At 64.2% G+C, this 20235-nt stretch carries 16 protein-coding genes; 11 read left to right on the top strand and 5 right to left on the bottom strand.

All coding sequences use genetic code 11. From position 1 onward, the window contains the following. Positions 1–52: 52 nt before the first annotated feature. From GV068_RS15820 to GV068_RS24945, 3 genes are all read left to right on the top strand, one after another. A complete protein-coding gene (locus GV068_RS15820) occupies positions 53–1105 on the top strand; it encodes an MBL fold metallo-hydrolase (RefSeq protein WP_159699703.1) in 1053 nt (350 codons plus the stop codon). A 248-nt stretch (positions 1106–1353) separates the two neighbouring features. Continuing rightward, positions 1354–1773, top strand: a complete 420-nt coding sequence (locus GV068_RS15825) for a hypothetical protein (protein ID WP_159699706.1) — start codon at positions 1354–1356, stop codon at positions 1771–1773. A 117-nt stretch (positions 1774–1890) separates the two neighbouring features. Then, positions 1891–2064, top strand: a complete 174-nt coding sequence (locus GV068_RS24945; protein ID WP_201303300.1) for a hypothetical protein — start codon at positions 1891–1893, stop codon at positions 2062–2064. Between the two features lie 10 nt (positions 2065–2074). Here GV068_RS24945 and GV068_RS15830 read toward each other — a convergent pair whose 3' ends face one another. Together GV068_RS15830 and grxD are read right to left on the bottom strand one after the other, a co-directional pair. Continuing rightward, a complete protein-coding gene (locus GV068_RS15830; protein ID WP_159699709.1) occupies positions 2075–2668 on the bottom strand; it encodes a UbiX family flavin prenyltransferase in 594 nt (197 codons plus the stop codon). 4 nt (positions 2669–2672) lie between these two features. Next, entirely contained in the window at positions 2673–2987 is a 315-nt protein-coding gene (gene grxD, locus GV068_RS15835) for a Grx4 family monothiol glutaredoxin (protein ID WP_159699712.1), read from the bottom strand. A 153-nt stretch (positions 2988–3140) separates the two neighbouring features. On the opposite strand from grxD, the gene GV068_RS15840 reads away from it, so the two are divergent. Both GV068_RS15840 and GV068_RS15845 read left to right on the top strand, forming a co-directional pair. Beyond that, a complete protein-coding gene (locus GV068_RS15840) occupies positions 3141–3452 on the top strand; it encodes a hypothetical protein (RefSeq protein ID WP_159699715.1) in 312 nt (103 codons plus the stop codon). Between the two features lie 40 nt (positions 3453–3492). Then, entirely contained in the window at positions 3493–3783 is a 291-nt protein-coding gene (locus tag GV068_RS15845; RefSeq protein WP_159699718.1) for a hypothetical protein, read from the top strand. On the opposite strand, the gene GV068_RS15850 is transcribed toward GV068_RS15845, so the two are convergent. Both GV068_RS15850 and GV068_RS15855 read right to left on the bottom strand, forming a co-directional pair. Continuing rightward, on the bottom strand, positions 3767–4225 hold the full coding sequence (locus GV068_RS15850) for a GNAT family N-acetyltransferase (protein ID WP_159699721.1): 459 nt from the start codon (positions 4223–4225) through the stop codon (positions 3767–3769). The two genes, GV068_RS15845 and GV068_RS15850, sit on opposite strands and share 17 nt — an antisense overlap. Next, complete coding sequence (locus GV068_RS15855; RefSeq protein WP_159699724.1) at positions 4222–6573, bottom strand: Tex family protein; 2352 nt, start codon at positions 6571–6573, stop codon at positions 4222–4224. The genes GV068_RS15850 and GV068_RS15855 overlap by 4 nt, the downstream gene beginning before the upstream one ends. 254 nt (positions 6574–6827) lie before the next feature. Between GV068_RS15855 and GV068_RS15860 the strand changes: the two genes are divergently transcribed. Further along, complete coding sequence (locus tag GV068_RS15860) at positions 6828–9953, top strand: DEAD/DEAH box helicase (RefSeq protein WP_159699727.1); 3126 nt, start codon at positions 6828–6830, stop codon at positions 9951–9953. 70 nt (positions 9954–10023) lie between these two features. Here the strand turns inward: GV068_RS15860 and GV068_RS15865 are convergent, their stop codons facing one another. Beyond that, entirely contained in the window at positions 10024–10272 is a 249-nt protein-coding gene (locus GV068_RS15865; protein ID WP_159699730.1) for a DUF3297 family protein, read from the bottom strand. Positions 10273–10423: 151 nt separating this feature from the next. Here GV068_RS15865 and GV068_RS15870 point away from each other — a divergent pair, with 151 nt between their 5' ends. The 5 genes from GV068_RS15870 (at position 10424) to GV068_RS15890 (ending at position 19949) form a co-directional block, all read left to right on the top strand. Next, positions 10424–11608 carry a sensor histidine kinase KdpD gene (locus GV068_RS15870; RefSeq protein WP_159699733.1) on the top strand — a complete coding sequence of 395 codons (1185 nt, stop codon included), beginning with the start codon at positions 10424–10426 and terminating at the stop codon, positions 11606–11608. Between the two features lie 12 nt (positions 11609–11620). Next, positions 11621–12301: a response regulator transcription factor gene (locus tag GV068_RS15875; RefSeq protein ID WP_159699736.1), complete on the top strand. Its 681-nt coding sequence runs from the start codon at positions 11621–11623 to the stop codon at positions 12299–12301. 296 nt (positions 12302–12597) lie between these two features. Then, positions 12598–13308: a transposase gene (locus GV068_RS15880; protein ID WP_159699739.1), complete on the top strand. Its 711-nt coding sequence runs from the start codon at positions 12598–12600 to the stop codon at positions 13306–13308. A 312-nt stretch (positions 13309–13620) separates the two neighbouring features. Next, positions 13621–18336 (top strand): glutamate synthase-related protein, encoded by a 4716-nt coding sequence (locus tag GV068_RS15885; protein ID WP_159699742.1) that lies wholly within the window; start codon positions 13621–13623, stop codon positions 18334–18336. 149 nt (positions 18337–18485) lie between these two features. Further along, complete coding sequence (locus GV068_RS15890; RefSeq protein ID WP_159699745.1) at positions 18486–19949, top strand: glutamate synthase subunit beta; 1464 nt, start codon at positions 18486–18488, stop codon at positions 19947–19949. The last annotated feature ends 286 nt before the right edge of the window (positions 19950–20235 follow it).

The raw sequence follows: 20235 nt of genomic DNA on the forward strand, positions 1-20235 counted from the left end.
ACGTTAACGGCATTGTAGCGCGACCGCCTGTCGACGAATACGAAAGTTTTCCATGAACCCGCTCGAAGCCCAGCTGCACTATCCATTTGGCGACACCATTCCGGCACCCGGTGTGATCCAGGAAGTGGCGCCGGGGCTGGCCTGGATCCGGATGCCGCTGCCGTTCGCGCTCGACCACATCAACCTGTGGCTGCTGCGGGACGAGGTCGAAGGCCGCGCCGGCTGGAGCGTGGTCGATTGCGGCGCCGGTACCGACGCCACCCGCGCAGCCTGGGAGCAGGTGCTCGGCCAGGGCCTGGGGGGCGCGCCGCTGCTGCGCGTGTTCGCCACCCATTGCCATCCTGACCACGTCGGGCTGTCCGGCTGGCTCAGCGATCGCTTCGATGCCCCGTTTTGCACCACGGCCGGAGAGTTCGCGTTCGCCCGCATGATGGCGGCGGCGCTGCCGGGCGTGGACGGTCCCTCGGCCATTCCGCACTTCGAGCGCCACGGCCTGGTCGACCCGGCCATGCTGGACCAGATGCGCAGCCGCAAGACTTACTATCCCTCGCTGGTGCCTTCCGTACCGGAAGCCTATACCCGCTTGCAGGACGGCGACCGGGTCCGGATCGGCGCCACCGACTGGCGCGTGATCACCGGTTTCGGCCACTCGCCCGAGCACGCCGCGCTGTATTCCGAGGAACTGAACGTCCTAATTTCCGGCGACATGGTGCTGCCGCGCATTTCGACCAACGTCTCCGTGTTTGCGGTCGAACCGGAAGGCAACCCGCTCGAGCTCTACCTGGAATCGCTGAAAAAGTTCACAAACTTGCCTGAAGACACGCTTGTCCTGCCCTCGCACGGCAAGCCCTTCCGCGGCCTGCATACCCGTATTGCCCAGTTGCATGATCACCATGCGGCACGCCTGGCCGAGGTGCTGGCCGCCTGCGTCGAACGAAAGTCGGCGGTCGACATCGTGCCCCTGATGTTCCGCCGCCAGCTGGACGCCCACCAGCTCAGTTTCGCTCTGGGCGAAGCGCTCGCCCACCTGCATAAACTCTGGCGCGACGGCATGCTGCGCCGCTCCCGGGACAGCGACGGCGTCATCCGCTTCCAGCTCGCCTGAGCCCCCGCCCCAATGCAGGGGCTTTATTGGCCCTGCATACTTTGTTGCATTCAACCGTGCGGCGATGACATACTCTTTCCGATAAGCTATATTTTCATACCCCAAATGGAGTATTGAAGAGTTATTTACATTTTGTAAGAAATGCAAATTCTATTAGATAATCACATCTTTGTTACTTTTTAAGGGTATGATTGTCCGTTGAGGCTTCTCAGCAATAAGAGGCCGTCCACATGAATCGATAGCATCACATGAATTCAACCAATGAACGGGAGAGCTTCAGTGAGCGCCTCCAACAGGCGCTGAAGAACGCCCACTACTCGCCCGATAGTCCGACCCGCCTCGCCAGGGAATTCAATATCCGTTTCGAAGGCCGCCCGATCACCGTCCATGCCGCGCGCAAATGGCTGGTGGGTGAAGCGATCCCGACCCAGGAAAAACTGCGCATGATCGCCCAGTGGCTGGGCGTGCCGGCCGACTGGCTGCGCTTCGGCGGCGCAGAGAACGCTGCCGCCGGCGCGGAAGCAAACGGCGGCGGCGCCCGCTTCGAGTCAGCCGACGTGAAGCTTATTGCAGATTTACAACGCCTGGACGAGCATCACCGCCAGCTGGCGCGCGAGTTCATCCGCATGCTGGTGCGGATGAACCACCAGAAGCCCGAGCAAAAATAGTTTCGCAATATCACTTTTCGTGACTCCGGGAACGCACAAATTGCCGGAGCTGGTTCATAATCAACTTGTGGCGAGCGGATCCGCTGCCACACGGTCACGTCAAGGAGCAGCTGCCGTATGCGAAACAACTACGCCAACACCGCCCAGCTCAAGGAACTGATGACCGCACCGCCGATGACGGCGGCGCGCCATGCTGAAGTGATGCGACAACGCAACGCCAAGCGGCGGATGATCGAGGAAGCGCGCGAGGCGAAAAAGGCCGACGATCCCTTCGACGGCGACAAGCGCTAAAGAAGCGGACTCAAGCGTCCGGCGTGCTCTTCATGCCGCCCCACCTGGGGGCAAGGGCATTGTCGAGCCCGAGCAGGTCGACCGCCCGGTCGACCGTGTGCTCGACCATCTCGTCGATGCTGGCCGGGCGGTGGTAGAAGCTCGGCAGGGGCGGGAACACGATGCCGCCCATTTCCGTCACGGCCGTCATATTGCGCAGGTGCGCCAGGTTGAACGGCGTCTCCCGCACCATCAGCACCAGCCTGCGTCTTTCCTTCAGCATCACATCCGCCGCGCGCGTGACGAGGTTGTCCGACAGCCCGTGGGCCACGGCCGCCAGCGTCTTCATCGAACAGGGAGCGATCACCATGCCGTCGGTCTGGAACGAACCGCTGGCGATCGAGGCGCCGATGTCGCGGTTGCGGTGGACGACGTGGGCCAGCGCCTCGGCGTCGCGCCGCTGCAGGCCGAGTTCCTGGTGCAGGGTGAGGGAGGCGGCGTCGGAAATGACCAGGTGGGTCTCGACGCCGGGAGCCGCATGCAGCCGCCGCAGCAGCTGCACGCCATAGACCGCGCCGGTCGCGCCGGTGATGGCGACGACGATACGACGTGGCCGGCTGCTCATGCGATCAGCCGTTCTTCAGCAGGGTCTGCAGTTCGCCCGATTCGTACATCTCGTTCATGATGTCGGAGCCGCCGACGAATTCACCGCGCACGTAGAGCTGCGGGATGGTCGGCCAGTTCGAGTAATCCTTGATGCCCTGGCGGACTTCGGCGTCTTCCAGGACGTTGACGGTGGCGATGTTGTCGACGCCGCAGGCTTTCAGGATCTGGATGGCGCGGCCCGAGAAACCGCATTGCGGGAACTGCGCGGTGCCCTTCATGAACAGCACGACCGGGGTATTGGTCACGGTGTCTTTGATCCAGGTTTGAACGTCGCTCATGTGTATGCCTTCAGTGAGAATGGATAAGATGCCGACATTTTATAAGAATTCGGCAGGGCGGGCATGGGCGAGCCCCCGGCTGTGACAATCGACGCATTTTTTCCCGAAAATCCCCGTTATGATGGTTCGCATGCCACTCGAACGGGAGTCATCATGACCGCTTACCGAGGCTTCGCCTCCATGCCATCGCCCCTGCTGTGGATCATGGCCGCGTTTTTCGTCATTCCCGGCCTGTACGATGTCATGACAGGGATGTTGGAGGACGCCATGGAAGACGTCCTGCTGAACCTCACCCAGCTGCTGGCGGGCGCCTTCCTGCTGTACTGCGCCGTGCAGGCCTACCGCGACCGGCGCAGCGAGCTGGCCTCGGACCGCACGACCATGGTCGGCTACGCCTGCTTCGGCCTGTTCTGCCTGTGTTTCATGGTCAAGGTCGGGGCCACGGCGGTACGCACCTTCGCCTGACTGGTATGATCGCGCGGATTCCCACCATCCACGCATATTCATGGAACAAAAACCAACTGGCCGCACGCCTTCGGCCAATGCCAACTTCGTCATCGCCGCCCTGCTGGCGGTGCCCGGCCTGATCAACCTGGTCCAGGGCCTGAGCGGCAACGGCAGCGGCCGCCTGATCTGCGGCATCGCCGCCCTGGCCTACGGACTGTTGCTGGCGCGCGACGGCATCCACATCAAGAAGACCGGCAGACCAGCCATGCCGCAGTCGCGCATGCTGGTGCTCGGCTTCGTCTTCCTGAGTATCTATATGGTGGGGCTCTACCTCAAGCACGCGGGCTGAGGAGGACGCGGCCGAGGCAGACGGAGACTTCGCTGCCCACGTATTTTCCCCAGGCGGGCGCATCAAGATAGCCATGCCGGCGATAGAAGTCCACGGCGCGGGCGTTGACGCGGCGCGTGGACAACCGGACTTCCTCGTATCCCATCCGGCGCGCCTCGCGTTCGAGCGCCGCCAGCAGGGGCGCACCGGCGCCGCTGCCCGGGCGCGCATACATGCGCTTGAGTTCCGCCACGCCCGGCAGCAGCGGGCGCAATGCGCCGCAACCCAGCAGGCCGCCGTCGACCTCACGCGCGATCATGAACACCGCCCGCGGGCCGCGCACGTCCTCCGGATCGAAGGACGAGGCGCCGCTGTCCCCGGTGATGGCCTGCAGCGCGCCGTCCAGTTCCGCGATGAGCGCCAGCGCATCCGAGCTGGCCGGATCGGCGGCTGCGACGTTCACCTCTTCAGCTTGGCGAAGGCCGCGGCCATCGCGCCGCCGGCGGCAGGGGCAGGCTTTTCCTGGCGCTGGTGCTGCGCCAGGCGCTTGCTGTCGTTGCGGTCGCCGCGCTGTTCCGGACGCGTGCCCGGCTGCGGTGCGCTGTCCGACAGGCGCATGGTGAGCGCGATGCGCTTGCGCTTGGGGTCCACTTCCAGCACCTTCACCTTCACCACCTGGCCGGCCTTGACCACGGTGTGCGGGTCCTTCACGAAGGTGTTCGATAGCGCCGAGATGTGCACCAGTCCATCCTGGTGCACGCCGATGTCGACAAAGGCGCCGAAGGCCGCGACGTTGGTCACCACGCCTTCCAGGATCATGTCGGGGCGCAGGTCCGAGATCTCTTCCACGCCTTCTTTAAACGTCGCGGTGGTGAATTCCGGACGCGGGTCGCGGCCCGGCTTTTCCAGTTCCTTCAGGATGTCGGTCACGGTCGGCACGCCGAACTTCTCGTCCGCGTACTTGGCCGGATTGAGCGACTTGATCAGCGCGCTGTCGCCGATCACGGCCTTCATGTCGCGCTTGATGTCGCCGAGGATGCGTTCGACCACCGGATAGGATTCCGGGTGCACCGCCGAGGCGTCGAGCGGGTTCTCGCCGTTCATCACGCGGAGAAAACCCGCTGCCTGCTCGAAGGTCTTGTCGCCCAGTCGCGGCACGCCTTTCAACGCGGCGCGCGAGGCAAAGGCGCCCTTCATGTCGCGGTAGGACACGATGCTCTGCGCCACGCTGTTTGACAGGCCCGAGACGCGCGCCAGCAGCGCGCTTGATGCGGTGTTCACATCCACGCCCACCGCGTTCACGCAGTCCTCGACCACGGCGTCGAGCGAGCGCGCGAGCTGGGTCTGCGACACGTCGTGCTGGTACTGGCCGACGCCGATCGATTTCGGATCGATCTTGACCAGTTCCGCCAGCGGGTCCTGCAGGCGGCGCGCGATCGACACCGCGCCGCGCAGCGACACGTCGAGTTCCGGCAGTTCGCGCGAGGCGAATTCCGAGGCCGAGTACACCGAGGCGCCGGCTTCCGAGACGACGATCTTGGTCAGCTTGAGTTCCGGGCGCTGCTTGATCAGGTCCGCGGCCAGCTTGTCGGTCTCGCGCGACGCGGTGCCGTTGCCGATCGAGATCAGGGAGACGTTGTGCTTCGCGGCCAGCTGGCCAAGCGTGTGCAGGGCGCCGTCCCAGTCGTTGCGCGGCTGGTGCGGATACACGGTGGCGGTATCGACCACCTTGCCGGTCGGGTCGACCACTGCCACCTTGACGCCGGTGCGCAGGCCCGGGTCCAGGCCCATGGTGGCGCGCGGGCCGGCCGGCGCCGCCAGCAGCAGCGCCTTGAGGTTGCGGGCGAAGACTTGAATCGCATCGAGTTCGGCCTTCTCGCGCAGCAGTCCCATCAGCTCGGTCTCGATGTACATGAAGCTTTTCACGCGCCAGGTCCAGCGCGCGGTATCGAGCAGCCACTTGTCGGCCGCGCGGCCTGCGGACTTGATGCCGAAGGCGGCGCAGATGCGGCTCTCGCACGGGTTGTGCGGCGCGTCCCACTTCGGTTTTTCCGGTTCCGAATCGAGGCGCAGGCTCACGTCCAGCACGCCCTCGCGGCGGCCGCGCATCAAGGCCAGCGCGCGGTGCGAGGGGATGGTGGACAGGGTTTCGGAATAGTCGAAGTAGTCGGCGAACTTCTCGCCTTCGTCCTCTTTTCCGGCCACGACTTTTGATTCGACCACGCCGTGCTCCTGCACGTATTCGCGCAGCGACTGCAGCAGCGCGGCGTCTTCGGCGAAGCGCTCCATCAGGATCTGGCGCGCGCCGTCGAGCGCCGCCTTCGCATCCGCTACGCCCGGGTTGGCGCCGCCGTCCGCATTGGTAAAGGCTTCACGCAGGTAGCCACCCGCTACTTCGTCCGGGTTCAGCGTGGGGTCGGCGAGCAGCGCATCGGCCAGCGGCGCCAGGCCCGCTTCGATCGCGATCTGCGCCTTCGTGCGGCGCTTCTGCTTGTAGGGCAGGTAAAGGTCTTCCAGGCGGGTCTTGTCCTCGGCGTGCACGATCGCCTCGAGCAGCTCCGGCGTCATCTTGTTCTGTTCCGTGATCGACGCGATGATCGAGGTGCGCCGGTCTTCTAGCTCGCGCAGATAGCGCAGGCGTTCTTCCAGCAGGCGCAGTTGGATGTCGTCCAGGCCTCCGGTGGCTTCCTTGCGGTAGCGTGCGATGAAGGGGACGGTCGCGCCTTCGTCGAGCAGGGCGACGGCGGCGGCCACCTGGGCCGGTTTGGCGGACAGTTCGAGGGCGAGGCGTTGTTCGATGGATGGCAGCATGTTGCGTGAACCTGGCGATTCAAAAAAGGTCAAGCGAACAATGATACGCAAACGCGGTGGATACACCAGTCTTGACAGCTACGCTCGAACATGCGAGAACAGTCGGCTGCATGCACTAACTGCAGTGAAGGACGCGTGCACGCAGATGGTGCGGACAAGTTTTGTCCGCTACGTGCGATTCCGAACAAAACGGAAGCGTTCGTATGAAGGATAATGTTCGTTATTGTCGTTTTTAATACTGACACTCGAGGCCCATGCACACAGTCGATGATCATCGCGAGAACGCCAGCGACGCACCCGCAGCAGCACCCGCCGTCGCCCGCGCTCCCGCACGCGCTCCCGCCCTGCCCGCGCCGGTGGTGAGCTGGCTGCAAAGGGTCGAGGCGGCTGCGCATCCGCAGCCCAAGCTGACCGACGAGGTCGCCGATCCGAAGGCCGTGCAGTACAAGTTTGTCTACGTGATGGCCCCCACCAGCGGCGGACGCCATGTCGCCATCTGCCTGTGCAAGGCGCGCCTGCGCCCCAACGGCGACGTCGCCGCCGCCAGCCCGGTGAGCGAAGTGTTCTCGCTGCTGTCGGCGCCCCCCAGCTACCTCGAAGGCGACGACGTCGACCTGGTGCGCTTCTTCATCGCCATGCGCAGCGGCTCGGCCCAGGGCACCAGCGCCACCGAACCGAAAGGCAAAGTGGGCGCCATCCTGCTGCAGATGCTTCTTGAACAAGGCAAGCTGCTGTGGGCGAACTCGTGGTCCGACATGGCCGGTGGCCTGGTCTATCCGCTGCAGGCAGGCCCCACCCGCCTGGCCAGCCTGGCCTGGCGCGACGAAGGCCGCGTCGCCAAGCTCGGATGGTCGGTGGAACCGGCCAAGGGCGCGACCCACAGCGGCGCCGACCTGATCGACTACATGCTGCCGACCGATCCGCCTTGGTACATCGACAACCTGTCGATCGGTCCGCTCGAACTGAATCGCGGCGGCATCGACATCTCGCTGGCCGAACTGCAGGCCCTGGTGGCCCAGGCCCCGACCCTCACCGGCACCGACAAGAAGCGCGTCTCGCAGCTGCTGCTGGCGCACGGCCTGCAGCAGCTGATGCCGTTGCCGCAGCCGCTGACCCAGCGCCTGCGCAACGATGTAAAACCGATACCGCACCTGCTGCTCGATTCGGTGCAGCTGGCCGACGGCGGCAGCCCGCGCTGGCACGACTTCGCCGTGCTGGCCTACGACTACGACGGCCAGCGCGTCTCCTTCGATCCGGCCCAGCGCGTGGTGCGCCAGATCGGCGACGTCACCGAAGTCATCGAACGCGACCCGAAAGCGGAAGCGTCGGCGCTCAACCAACTCAATGAGATGGGCTTCCGCAAGCCCGTCACCGCACCCTTCAATGCAATGGCCGGCGCCCTAGTGCTGGACAGCCAGGCGCATTGGCTGCGCTTTGCCGAAGCCGACCTGGACGCATTGTCCGACGCCGGCTGGCACGTGCAGAAATCGAACAAGTACCGCTACGACACCGTCGCGGTCGAAGACTGGTACGCCGACATCGACGAACCGGCCGAAGCGGGCAATGCCTGGTTCGAGCTGGAGCTCGGCATCGTGGTCGCGCGCAAGCGCGTGCCGCTGCTGCCGGTACTGGTGCAGCTGATCCGCAGCGCACCCGCCGACTTTGACCCGGCCGTGCTGGCCGCCCACGATGAAGCCGACCAGATGCTGGCCACCCTGCCCGATGGCCTGCGCGTGGCGCTGCCCTGGGGCCGCCTGAAGCCCATCCTCGCCACCCTGGGCGAGCTGTACTTCAATGACAAGATCAAGGCCCGCATGCGCCTGTCGACGCTGGACGCGGCGCGCCTGGAAGAACTGGCGCGCGGCCTCGAGCTGCGCTGGACCGGCGGCGAACGCCTGCGCGAGACCGGCCGCAAGCTGAGCCAGTTCGGCTCGGTCAAGAAGGTCGAGGCGCCGAAAGGCCTGCAGGCCACCTTGCGCGACTACCAGCTCGACGGCCTGTCGTGGATGCAGTTCCTGCGCGAGTATGACCTCGGCGGCATCCTGGCCGACGACATGGGCCTCGGTAAAACCGTGCAGACCCTGGCCCACATCCTCACCGAAAAGGAAGCCGGCCGCCTCACGAGTCCGGCCCTGGTGATCGCGCCGACCAGCCTGATGGCCAACTGGCAGGACGAGGCCGCGCGCTTCGCGCCGAGCCTGAAAGTGCTGCTCCTGCAGGGCAAAGAGCGCATGGACCTGTTCGACCAGATCAAGGACGCCGATATCGTCCTGACCACGTATGCGCTGCTGCCGCGCGACGAAGAGAAGCTGCGTGAGCACCACTATCACCTGGTGATCCTGGACGAATCGCACTACATCAAGAACACCCGCTCCAAGGCGGCGCAGACGGCCGGCTCGCTCAACGCCAACCATCGCCTGTGCCTGTCGGGCACTCCGCTGGAGAACCACCTGGGCGAGCTGTGGTCGCAGTTTCACTTCCTGCTGCCTGGCCTGCTGGGCGACGAGAAGACCTTCAACAACCAGTTCCGCCATCCGATCGAACGCCAGGACGACACGGTGCGCCGCTCCCTGCTGAGCCGCCGTATCAAGCCTTTCCTGCTGCGCCGTACCAAGGACCACGTGGCCAAGGAACTGCCGGAGAAGACCGAGATGGTGCGCCGGATCGAACTGTCCGGTCCGCAGCGCGACCTGTACGAGACCGTGCGCCTGGCGATGGACAAGAAGGTGCGCGACGAGATCGACCGCAAGGGCGTGGCGCGCAGCCAGATCGTCATCCTCGAAGCCCTGCTCAAGCTGCGCCAGGTCTGCTGCGACCCGCGCCTGGTGAAATCCATGCCGGGCAAGAAGAACACGGCGGCGGTGTCGGCCAAGCTGACCGACCTGATGCAGATGGTCGAAGACCTGCTGCAGGAAGGCCGCAAGATCCTCGTGTTCTCGCAGTTCACCAGCATGCTGTTCCTGATCGAAGAAGAACTGGCGGCGCGCGGCATTCACTACGCGCTCCTGACCGGCGAGACGCGCGACCGCTCGGCCCAGGTGGCCGCCTTCCAGCAGGGCGCGGTGCCGATCTTCCTGATCAGCCTGAAAGCCGGCGGCGTGGGCCTGAACCTGACCGCGGCCGACACCGTGATCCACTACGACCCGTGGTGGAACCCGGCGGCCGAGAACCAGGCCACCGACCGCGCCTGGCGCATCGGGCAGGACAAACCCGTGTTCGTGTACAAGCTGATCGCCAAGGGCACGCTGGAAGAGAAGATCCAGCTGCTGCAGCAGAAGAAGTCGGAGCTGGCGCAGTCGATCCTGTCCGAAGGCGAATCGCAGAAGATGGCGCTGACGCAGGAAGACCTGCAGGCGATCTTCGCACCTTTGGAAGATTAAGTCAGGCGGTAAGTAAACGAAAAGGGCGACCGGCATGCCGGTCGCCCTTTTGTCGTTTGCTAACTCGGGCTTATTTGTAGAAGGCCTCGACCTTGCCCTTCAGCTTGATCAGCATGGGCTTGCCCTTGCGGTCGAGCGTGCGGCCGGCGGCGACCTTGATCCAGCCTTCGCTGATGCAATACTCTTCTACGTCGTGGCGATCCTTGTCGTTGAAGCGGATGCCGATTTCGCGCTGGAAGACGTCACGGTTATGAAAAGGGCTGCTCGGGTCGATCGAGAGCCGGTCCGGAAGTGGGGGGAGGGTAGCGGTATCGTTCATAGACGCGAATTATCCACCAAGTGCGGGCGCCGTGGCGCATTTTTCATTGCCCAGGCGTGAGGCCGCGCCGCGACCTCTTCTATACAAAAAGGCGAAAGCAAGGCTATACTTCCTGACAACGTTCATTGTCCCATCGATAAGAAAGTGCCTGATGACCCGTAGTACGGCTGCTGACCCACCCGCGCCGGCCGGTCCGGAGCGCCCCGGCGCCGGCACCACCGGTATCGATGCCCACTTCCGCACCATCGCCGAACTCGCCGGCGACATCGCCTTCAGCATCGCGCTGCCGGCGTGTACGCTGCGCTACCTGAGTCCGGCATTCACGCAGCTGCTGGGCCACGATGCGGCCGCACTGCAGCAGGCGCTCACTGCCGGAGGCGCCCGTGACGCGCTCGGCGCGCTCGGCCTGCACCTGAAGCAGTGCGCCGCCGCGGCGGGCAGTAAGGGCCAGCCGGACGAGCGCCGGGTGCAGGAAGTCGAGGTGCACCATGCCGACGGCCATCCGATCGGGCTGCAGGCGATCACGACGGTGCTGCGCGACGCGGACGGCGGCAATTCGCTGGTGGGCCTGTTGCGCGACCTGTCGCCGCAGCGCGCCCACCTGGCCGACCAGCGCCGCTTCGCCAGCATGCTGAACCACGAATTCCGCACGCCGCTGGCGACCATCGACGGCGCCATCCAGCGGCTGGAAGCGACAGCGCAGGGCGCCGACGATGCGGTGCGCCAGCGCTACCGCAAGATCGCGGTGGCGGTGGACCGCCTGATCGCGATGCTGGACGAATACCTGTCGCCGGATCGCATGGCCGCGATCGGCAAGGTGCGCCAGCCGAACACGATCGCCGCCCGCGAACTGCTGGATGCAGGCGTGCAGCAGGTGCGCACGGCCGGACGCGAAGCGCAGGTCGAGGCGGACGAGATGACGCTGGGACTGCGCGGCGAGCCCGAGGGGCTGCGCCTGGCGCTGAAGGTCCTGGTCGACAACGCGCTGCAGTTTTCGCCCGCCGGCAGCAAGGTTGCGCTGGGTGCGCGCCGCAGCGGCAGCGGGGTCGAGTTCACGGTGCGCGACGAAGGCGGCGGCGTACCGCCGCAAGATGCCGCGCATATCTTCGACAAGGGCTACCGCGGCAGCAATGCCGCCGGCCTGCCGGGCAGCGGTCTCGGCCTGTACATGGCGCGTTCGATCGTCGACGTCCACGGCGGCATGCTACGCCTCGTAAACCCGGAAGGCGGGAAGGGCGGCGCAAGCTTCGTACTGTGGCTACCCAGCTCGCATATAAGCGGACAACAACAACTTGCCTCATCCAGTCCCAGCAGTGATAATCGGTCGGATCATTAATAGTGACAATACATGACGCAGATACTGATTGTTGAAGACAATGGCGAATACGCCGACGACATGGCCGAGTTCCTGCGGGAACTGGACCATGAAGTCAGCATTGCCAAGACCGCGAGCGAAATGTGGGCAGCGCTGACGCGCACGCCGGCCGCAGTCGTCGTCCTCGACCTCGGCCTGCCGGACGAGGATGGGTTCAATGTCATCCCGCGGATGCGCCAGCTGTATCCCGAGATCGGCCTCTTGGTGCTGACCGGCCGCGTCGCATTCGACCACCGCATCCTCGGCCTGCGCCTGGGCGCCGATCATTATTTGACCAAGCCGATCAAGTTCCCCGAACTGGCCGCGCACATCGAAGCCCTGGACCGCCGGGTGCGTCCCGCCGACCCGGCGCCGGCCCCGAGCAAGTGGACCCTGCGCGTGAGCGCCCGCCAGCTCGAACTGGGCGGCAAGGTGATCGACCTGACCGAAAAGGAGTGCAACTTCCTGCACCTCCTGACAATCAACACCCGCCCGGTCCCGCGCCACGTGATCGTCGCCGGCATGGGCGGCGAGGATCCCGACGCCAGCCGCCGGGTCGACATGCTGGTCTACCGCCTGCGCAAGAAAGCCCGCTCCGGCCTCGGCCAGGACCTCCCCCTGCGCAGCGCCTACGGCGAAGGCTACAGCCTCTCCGCCGGCTTCACCCTCGCCTGACCCGCAATCAATTAACCCCTAAATGGGGTCAGAGTCGAATTATTGAGCAATTGCCCATAACCGGCCCACTTCCAATTAGGGTCAGAGTCGAATTATTGGCCAATAGCCCAGTGGATAATTAGGGTCAGTGTCGAATTATTGGGCAATTGCTCATCGACAGTGAGCATGGCTGCACAATAAAACGGCATTTCTGATAATTGGGGACAGAGTCAGCCATATTTTTGCCGCCCTTGAGATTAATTGGGGACAGAGTAAAATTTCTCAGCTAAAATGCCTGCTCAACTTTTGAGCACGCCATGGCACGCCTTCCCCGACTCATCATCCCGAACCAGCCGCACCACGTCATCCAGCGCGGTAACAACCGCCAGCCGATCTTCCGCGAAGAGGCTGATTACCAGCGTTTCCTGGCGTGGATGAAGGAGGCCGCGCGCTTCTACGAGGTGGCGATTCATGCCTATGTGCTCATGCCCAATCACATACATTTGCTCGCGACGCCCTCCGACAACGTCGGCCTGGCGCTGATGATGCAGAAGGTCGGCCGCTTCTACGTTCCCTGGTTTAATAACAAGTACGAACGCACCGGCGGCCTGTTCGAAGGGCGTTTCCGCACCTCGCTCATCGATACCGAGCGCTATTTCCTGGCCTGCAGCCGCTATATCGAGCTCAATCCGGTGCGCGCCGGCCTGGTCGCGGGCCCGCTGGACTACCCGTGGTCGAGCTACGCCCATCACACCGGCGTGCGCACTGACGGGCTGGTCACCGACCACCTGCTCTTCTGGGGCCTCGGCAATACGCCCTTCCAGCGCGAAGCGGCCTACACCGACCTGGTGATGCAGGGCATTCCGCAGGACGAAGTCGATTTCGTGACCACTTCGGTGCTGAAGAACCAGCCCCTGGGTTCGGATGCCTTCAAGGCCGAGCTCGAGCGCAGGACGAAGCGCCAGATCCTCCCCGCCAAGCGCGGCCGACCCTTCCGCGAACCGATTCCTCCGCTTCCGGCAGCCTGAAGTACGTCAATCGATCAACGGCACGATTTTTCGTGCCGTTTTTTTACTCAGCGCTTGCTTCCACCCCATTTCTCGCCTCTCCAGCCTAGACATCAATCTCCTGAGGCAGGCAGAAATCAAGCAATAAAATCAAGGACTTACTATTGAAATACTGTCCGAAGGCTAACTTGATTTGACTCTGTCCCCAATTAATCGCGAATCGAAAAAGTTGTCAAACAATTTGACTCTGACCCTAATTATTCTTGTTGCCGTTCGTGTTGCGTTGCACTATTCTCGGTCCTCAACCCCCGATAAAGTTGTGGAGATTGCCTCATGATTGCCCAAGGTTTGTACGATCCCGCCAATGAACACGATGCCTGTGGCGTCGGTTTCATCGCCCATATCAAGGGCAACAAGAGCCACTCGATCATCGAGCAGGGCCTGCAGATCCTGAAGAACCTCGACCACCGCGGCGCCGTCGGCGCCGATCCGCTGATGGGCGATGGCGCCGGCATCCTGATCCAGATCCCGGACCAGTACTTCCGCGACGAGATGGCCAAGCAGGGTGTCGAGCTGCCGCCTCCGGGCGAGTACGGCGTCGGCATGGTGTTCCTGCCGAAAGAGCACGCCTCGCGCATCGCCTGCGAACAGGAAATCGAACGCGCCGTGCGCATCGAAGGCCAGGTCGTGCTCGGCTGGCGCAACGTGCCGGTCGACGAGACCATGCCGATGTCGCCCTTCGTGAAGAAGAAAGAACCGGTGATCCGCCAGATCTTCATCGGCCGCGGCCCGGACATCATGGTCACCGACGCGCTCGAACGTAAGCTCTACGTGATCCGCAAATCCTCCGGCCACGCGATCCAGGCCCTCAAGCTCTTGCACGGCAAGGAGTTCTTCGTTCCCTCGATGTCGGCCCGCACCATCGTCTACAAGGGCCTGCTGCTGGCCGACCAGGTCGGTGTCTACTACAAGGACCTGCAGGACCCGCGCTGCATCTCCGCGCTCGCCCTGGTGCACCAGCGCTTCTCGACCAACACCTTCCCGGAATGGCCGCTGGCCCACCCCTACCGCCTGATCGCGCACAACGGCGAAATCAACACCGTGAAGGGCAACTTCAACTGGACCCGCGCGCGCGAAGGCATGCTCAAGTCCGCCGTGCTGGGCGAAGACCTCGGCAAGCTGTTCCCGCTGATTTACGAAGGCCAGTCCGACACCGCCTGCTTCGACAATGCGCTCGAACTGCTGGTGATGGCCGGTTACCCGGTCGCCCAGGCGATGATGATGATGATCCCGGAAGCTTGGGAAAACCATACGTCGATGGACGACAACCGCCGCGCCTTCTACGAATACCACGCCGCGATGATGGAACCCTGGGACGGCCCGGCCGCCATGGCCTTCACCGACGGCCGCCACATCGGCGGCACCCTGGACCGCAACGGCCTGCGTCCGGCGCGCTACGTCATCACCGAGGACGACCTGGTGGTCATGGCCTCCGAGTCGGGCGTGCTGCCGATCCCGGAATCGCGCATCGTCAAGAAGTGGCGCCTCCAGCCGGGCAAGATGTTCCTGATCGACCTGGAAGCCGGCCGCATCATCGACGACAAGGAACTCAAGGACACCTACTCGAACGCCAAGCCGTATAAGGCCTGGATCAAGTCGGTGCGCATCAAGCTCAACGAGATCAAGCTGTCCGAATCGCAGCTGGCACAGCACCGCGCCAAGGATGCGCAAGGCGAGAAAGCCCCGATCGCGCTGCTGGATCGCCAGCAGGCCTTCGGCTACACCCAGGAAGACCTGAAGTTCCTGATGGCGCCGATGGCGGTGCTGGCCGAGGAAGCCACCGGCTCGATGGGCAACGACTCGCCGCTGGCGGTGATGTCGAACAAGCTCAAACCCCTGTATAACTACTTCAAGCAGCTGTTCGCGCAGGTGACCAACCCGCCGATCGACCCGATCCGCGAAAGCATGGTCATGTCGCTGGTCTCCTTCATCGGACCCAAGCCCAACCTGCTCGACACCAACAACGTCAATCCGCCGATGCGCCTGGAGGTCTCGCAGCCGGTCCTCGGCTTCGACGACATGGCGCGCCTGCGCTCGATCAGCCTGCACACCGGCGGCAAGTTCAAGTCGTATGAGCTGAACATCTGCTATCCGGTCGCCTGGGGCAAGGAAGGCATCGAAGCGAGCCTGGCCTCGCTGTGCGCGGAAGCGGTGGATGCGGTCAAGTCGGGCCACAACATCCTGATCGTCTCGGACCGTAACCTCTCGAGCGAACAGGTCGCGATTCCGGCGCTGCTGGCGACGTCCACCATCCACCAGCACCTGGTGGGGCGCGGCCTGCGCGCGTCCACCGGCCTGGTGGTGGAAACCGGTTCGGCGCGCGAGACCCACCACTTCGCCCTGCTGGCCGGCTACGGCGCGGAAGCCGTCCACCCCTACCTTGCGCTCGAGACCCTGGCGGAGCTCGCGCACAACCTGCCGCACGAGATGGACGCCGACAAGGCGATCACCAACTACACCAAGGCGGTGGGCAAAGGCCTGATGAAAGTGATGTCCAAGATGGGCATCTCGACCTACATGTCCTACTGCGGCGCCCAGATCTTCGAAGCCGTGGGCCTGAACAAGTCGCTGGTCGACAAGTACTTCCGCGGCACTTCGTCGACGGTGGAGGGCATTGGCCTGTTTGAAGTGGCGGAAGAAGCACTGCGCCTGCATTCGCTCGCCTTCGGCAACGACCCGGTGCTGGCCAACGCGCTCGATACCGGCGGCGAATACGCCTTCCGCGTGCGCGGCGAAGACCACCTGTGGACCCCGGACGCGATCGCCAAGCTGCAGCACTCGACCCGCGCCAACAACTACAGCACCTATAAAGAATACGCGCAGATCATCAACGACCAGAGCCGCCGTCACCTGACCCTGCGCGGCCTGTTCGAATTCAGGATCGATCCGTCCAAGGCCATCCCGCTGGAAGAAGTCGAGCCGGCCAAGGACATCGTCAAGCGCTTCGCCACCGGTGCGATGTCGCTCGGCTCGATCAGCACCGAAGCCCACGCCACGCTAGCGATCGCCATGAACCGTATCGGCGGCAAATCGAACACGGGCGAAGGCGGCGAAGACCCGCGCCGCTACATGGGCGAATTCAAGGGCATCAAGATCGCCAAGGGCGAGACCCTGGCCTCGATCCTGGGTTCGGACCGCGTGGTGGCCGACATCCCGCTGGAAGAGGGCGACTCGCTGCGCTCGAAGATCAAGCAGGTGGCGTCGGGCCGCTTCGGCGTCTCCGCCGAATACCTGGCATCGGCCGATCAAATCCAGATCAAGATGGCGCAAGGCGCCAAGCCGGGCGAAGGCGGCCAGCTGCCGGGCCACAAGGTGACCGAGTACATCGCGTCCTTGCGCGTGTCGGTGCCGGGCGTGGGCCTGATCTCGCCGCCGCCGCACCACGACATCTATTCGATCGAAGACCTGGCGCAGCTGATCCACGACCTGAAGAACGCCAACCCGAACGCTTCGATCTCGGTGAAGCTGGTGTCGGAAGTCGGCATCGGCACCGTCGCCGCGGGTGTCTCCAAGGCCAAGGCCGACCACGTGGTGGTCGCCGGCCACGATGGCGGCACCGGCGCCTCGCCCCTGTCCTCGGTCAAGCACGCCGGCACCCCATGGGAGCTGGGCCTGGCCGAGACCCAGCAGACGCTGGTGCTCAACGGCCTGCGCAGCCGCATCCGTGTCCAGGCCGATGGCCAGATGCGCACCGGCCGCGACGTGGTGGTCGCCGCCATGCTGGGCGCCGATGAAATCGGCTTCGCCACCGCACCGCTGGTGGTGGAAGGCTGCATCATGATGCGCAAGTGCCACCTGAATACCTGCCCGGTCGGTGTCGCGACCCAGGATCCGGAACTGCGCGCCAAGTTCCAGGGCAAGCCGGAACACGTGGTGAACTACTTCTTCTTCGTCGCCGAAGAAGCGCGCCAGATCATGGCGCAGCTGGGCATCCGCAGCTACGACGAACTGATCGGCCGCACCGACTTGCTGGACAAGGCCAAGGCCGTCCAGCACTGGAAGGCGCAGGGCCTGGACTTCTCGAACATCTTCTACCAGCCGAAGACGGATTCGCCGCGCGCCCTGTTCCACACCGACGGCCAGGACCATGGCCTGGACCGCGCGCTGGACCATAAGCTGATCGCCCAGGCCAAGGCCGCGCTGGAGAAGGGCGAGCGCGTGTCCTTCATCTCCCCGGTGAAGAACCTGAACCGCACCGTGGGCACCATGCTGTCGGGCGAAGTGGCCAAGCGCTACGGCCATGCCGGCCTGCCGGACGACACCATCCACATCCAGCTGCAAGGCACCGCCGGCCAGTCGGCCGCGGCCTTCTTGGCGGCCGGCATCACGATCGACCTGGTCGGCGAAGGCAACGACTACGTCGGCAAGGGCCTGTCGGGCGGCCGCATCATCGTGCGTCCGAACACCGAGTTCCGCGGCTGGGCGGTGGACAACATCATCGTCGGGAACACCGTGCTGTATGGCGCGATCTCCGGCGAAGCCTTCTTCAACGGCGTGGCAGGCGAGCGCTTCGCGGTGCGTAACTCGGGCGCGGTTGCCGTGGTCGAGGGCTGCGGCGACCACGGTTGCGAATACATGACCGGCGGGACCGTGGTGGTGCTGGGCGAGACCGGCCGCAACTTCGCGGCGGGCATGTCGGGCGGCGTCGCCTACGTGTACGACCCGAAGGGCGAGTTCGAGGCCAAGTGCAATACGACGATGGTCAATCTTGAGCCCGTGCTCACCACCAAGCAGCAGGGCGACAAGGCCGGCTGGCACAGCCAGACCCGCGATGGCGAGCGCGAGTCGGATGAGGTCATCCTGCGCCGCCTGATCGAACGCCACTTCAAGCACACGGGTTCGACCCGCGCGCGCAACCTGCTGGACGACTGGGCCAACAGCCGCGGCAAGTTCGTGAAGGTCTTCCCGACCGACTACAAGCGCGCCCTCGAGGAGATGCATAACTCGAGCATGGAAGAGGCGAACGACAAGATCGAACTGGCTGCTTAATCGACACAGTTAAACAACGTCGTCCCGGCGCAGGCCGGGACCCAAGTTCTGCATGAGCAGACGATACGCCAGCAAACTTGGATCCCGGCCTTCGCCGGGATGACGGCGGAGGAGCCAGTGGCGACTCTGACGGACAAAAGGAAAACAACGTGGGCAAAATTACCGGCTTCATGGAATTCGAACGGCAGGAAGAGGGCCACCTCGAGCCGACGGATCGCGTCAAGAACTACAAGGAATTCGTGCTGACCCTGACCGATGGCCAGGCCAAGGTGCAGGGCGCACGCTGCATGGATTGCGGCATCCCTTTCTGTAACACGGGCTGCCCGGTCAACAACATGATCCCGGACTGGAACGACCTGGTCTACCACGGCAACTACCGCGCCGCCGTGGAAAACCTCCACTCGACCAACAACTTCCCCGAGTTCACCGGCCGCATCTGCCCGGCCCCGTGCGAGTCGGCCTGCACGCTCGGCATCAACAACGACCCGGTCGGCATCAAGTCGATCGAGCGCAAGATCGCCGACGCCGGCTGGGAACACGGCTGGATCGTGCCGCAGCCTCCTGCCGTCAAGACGGGCAGGAAGGTCGCCGTGATCGGCTCCGGCCCGGCCGGCCTGGCCGCGGCCCAGCAGCTGGCGCGCGCCGGCCACGACGTGACCGTGTTCGAGAAGAGCGACCGCATCGGCGGCCTGCTGCGCTACGGGATCCCCGACTTCAAGATGGAAAAGGGCCTGATCGACCGCCGGGTGGAGCAGATGCAGGCGGAGGGCGTCACCTTCCGCACCAGCGTCCTGGTCGGCAAGGACTTCCCGGCCACGGTCAGCAACATGGCGCGCGACACCATCTTCCCGGAAGACCTGGAAAAGGACTTCGACGCGGTCGTGCTGGCCGGCGGCGCCGAGCAGCCGCGCGACCTGCCGGTCCCGGGGCGCGAACTGAAGGGCGTGCACTTCGCGATGGACTTCCTGCCGCAGCAGAACCGGGTCAATGCCGGCGACAAGCTCAAGGACCAGATCAAGGCGACGGGTAAGCACGTGGTCGTGATCGGCGGCGGTGATACCGGTTCCGACTGCGTCGGCACCTCGAACCGCCACGGCGCCGCCTCCGTCACCCAGTTCGAACTGATGCCGATGCCGCCGGAGCAGGAAAACAAGCCGCTGGTCTGGCCCTACTGGCCGACCCGCCTGCGCACCTCGTCCTCGCACGAGGAAGGCTGCCAGCGCGACTGGGCGGTGGCGACCAAGCGCCTGGAAGGCAAGGGCGGCAAGGTCGAGAAACTGATTGCCTGCCGCGTCGAGTGGAAAGACGGCAAGATGGTTGAAGTGCCGGACTCGGAATTCGAGATGAAGGCCGACCTGGTGTTCCTGGCCATGGGCTTCGTGTCGCCGGTGCAGAACGTCCTGGACGCCTTCGGCGTGCAGAAGGATGCCCGCGGCAATGCGCGCGCCACGACCGAAGGCGAGCGCTCCTACCAGACCTCGAAGGCAAAGGTGTTTACGGCGGGCGACATGCGCCGCGGCCAGTCGCTGGTGGTGTGGGCGATCCGCGAGGGCCGTCAATGCGCGCGCGCGGTTGACGAGTTCCTGATGGGAAGTTCGGTACTGCCGCGCTGAAGCCCATTCACTCGATCAAGGCGGCCTCGGCCGCCTTTTTTATTGCTGTCTCCACATAGTGTGGGCAGTGTCCAACAATGACGCGGTATTTACTGCTTACCGACGCACTTATGTGCGCGTCCGCACAATGACAAGCCGAGCAATATTCGTATGCTCAGTCTTATTGCAGTGCATCACATGCCCGAAATGACACGCAATTAAAAAGATACATCCGTAAATGTATAATTATTGATCCGGGGTATTTGTTGATATAATTCAACAAATCGTATTTTGCTAGACATACATA

It is taken from the genome of Massilia sp. 9I, assembly GCF_902506415.1.
In the GTDB taxonomy this organism is placed as follows: Bacteria; Pseudomonadota; Gammaproteobacteria; order Burkholderiales; family Burkholderiaceae_D; genus Telluria.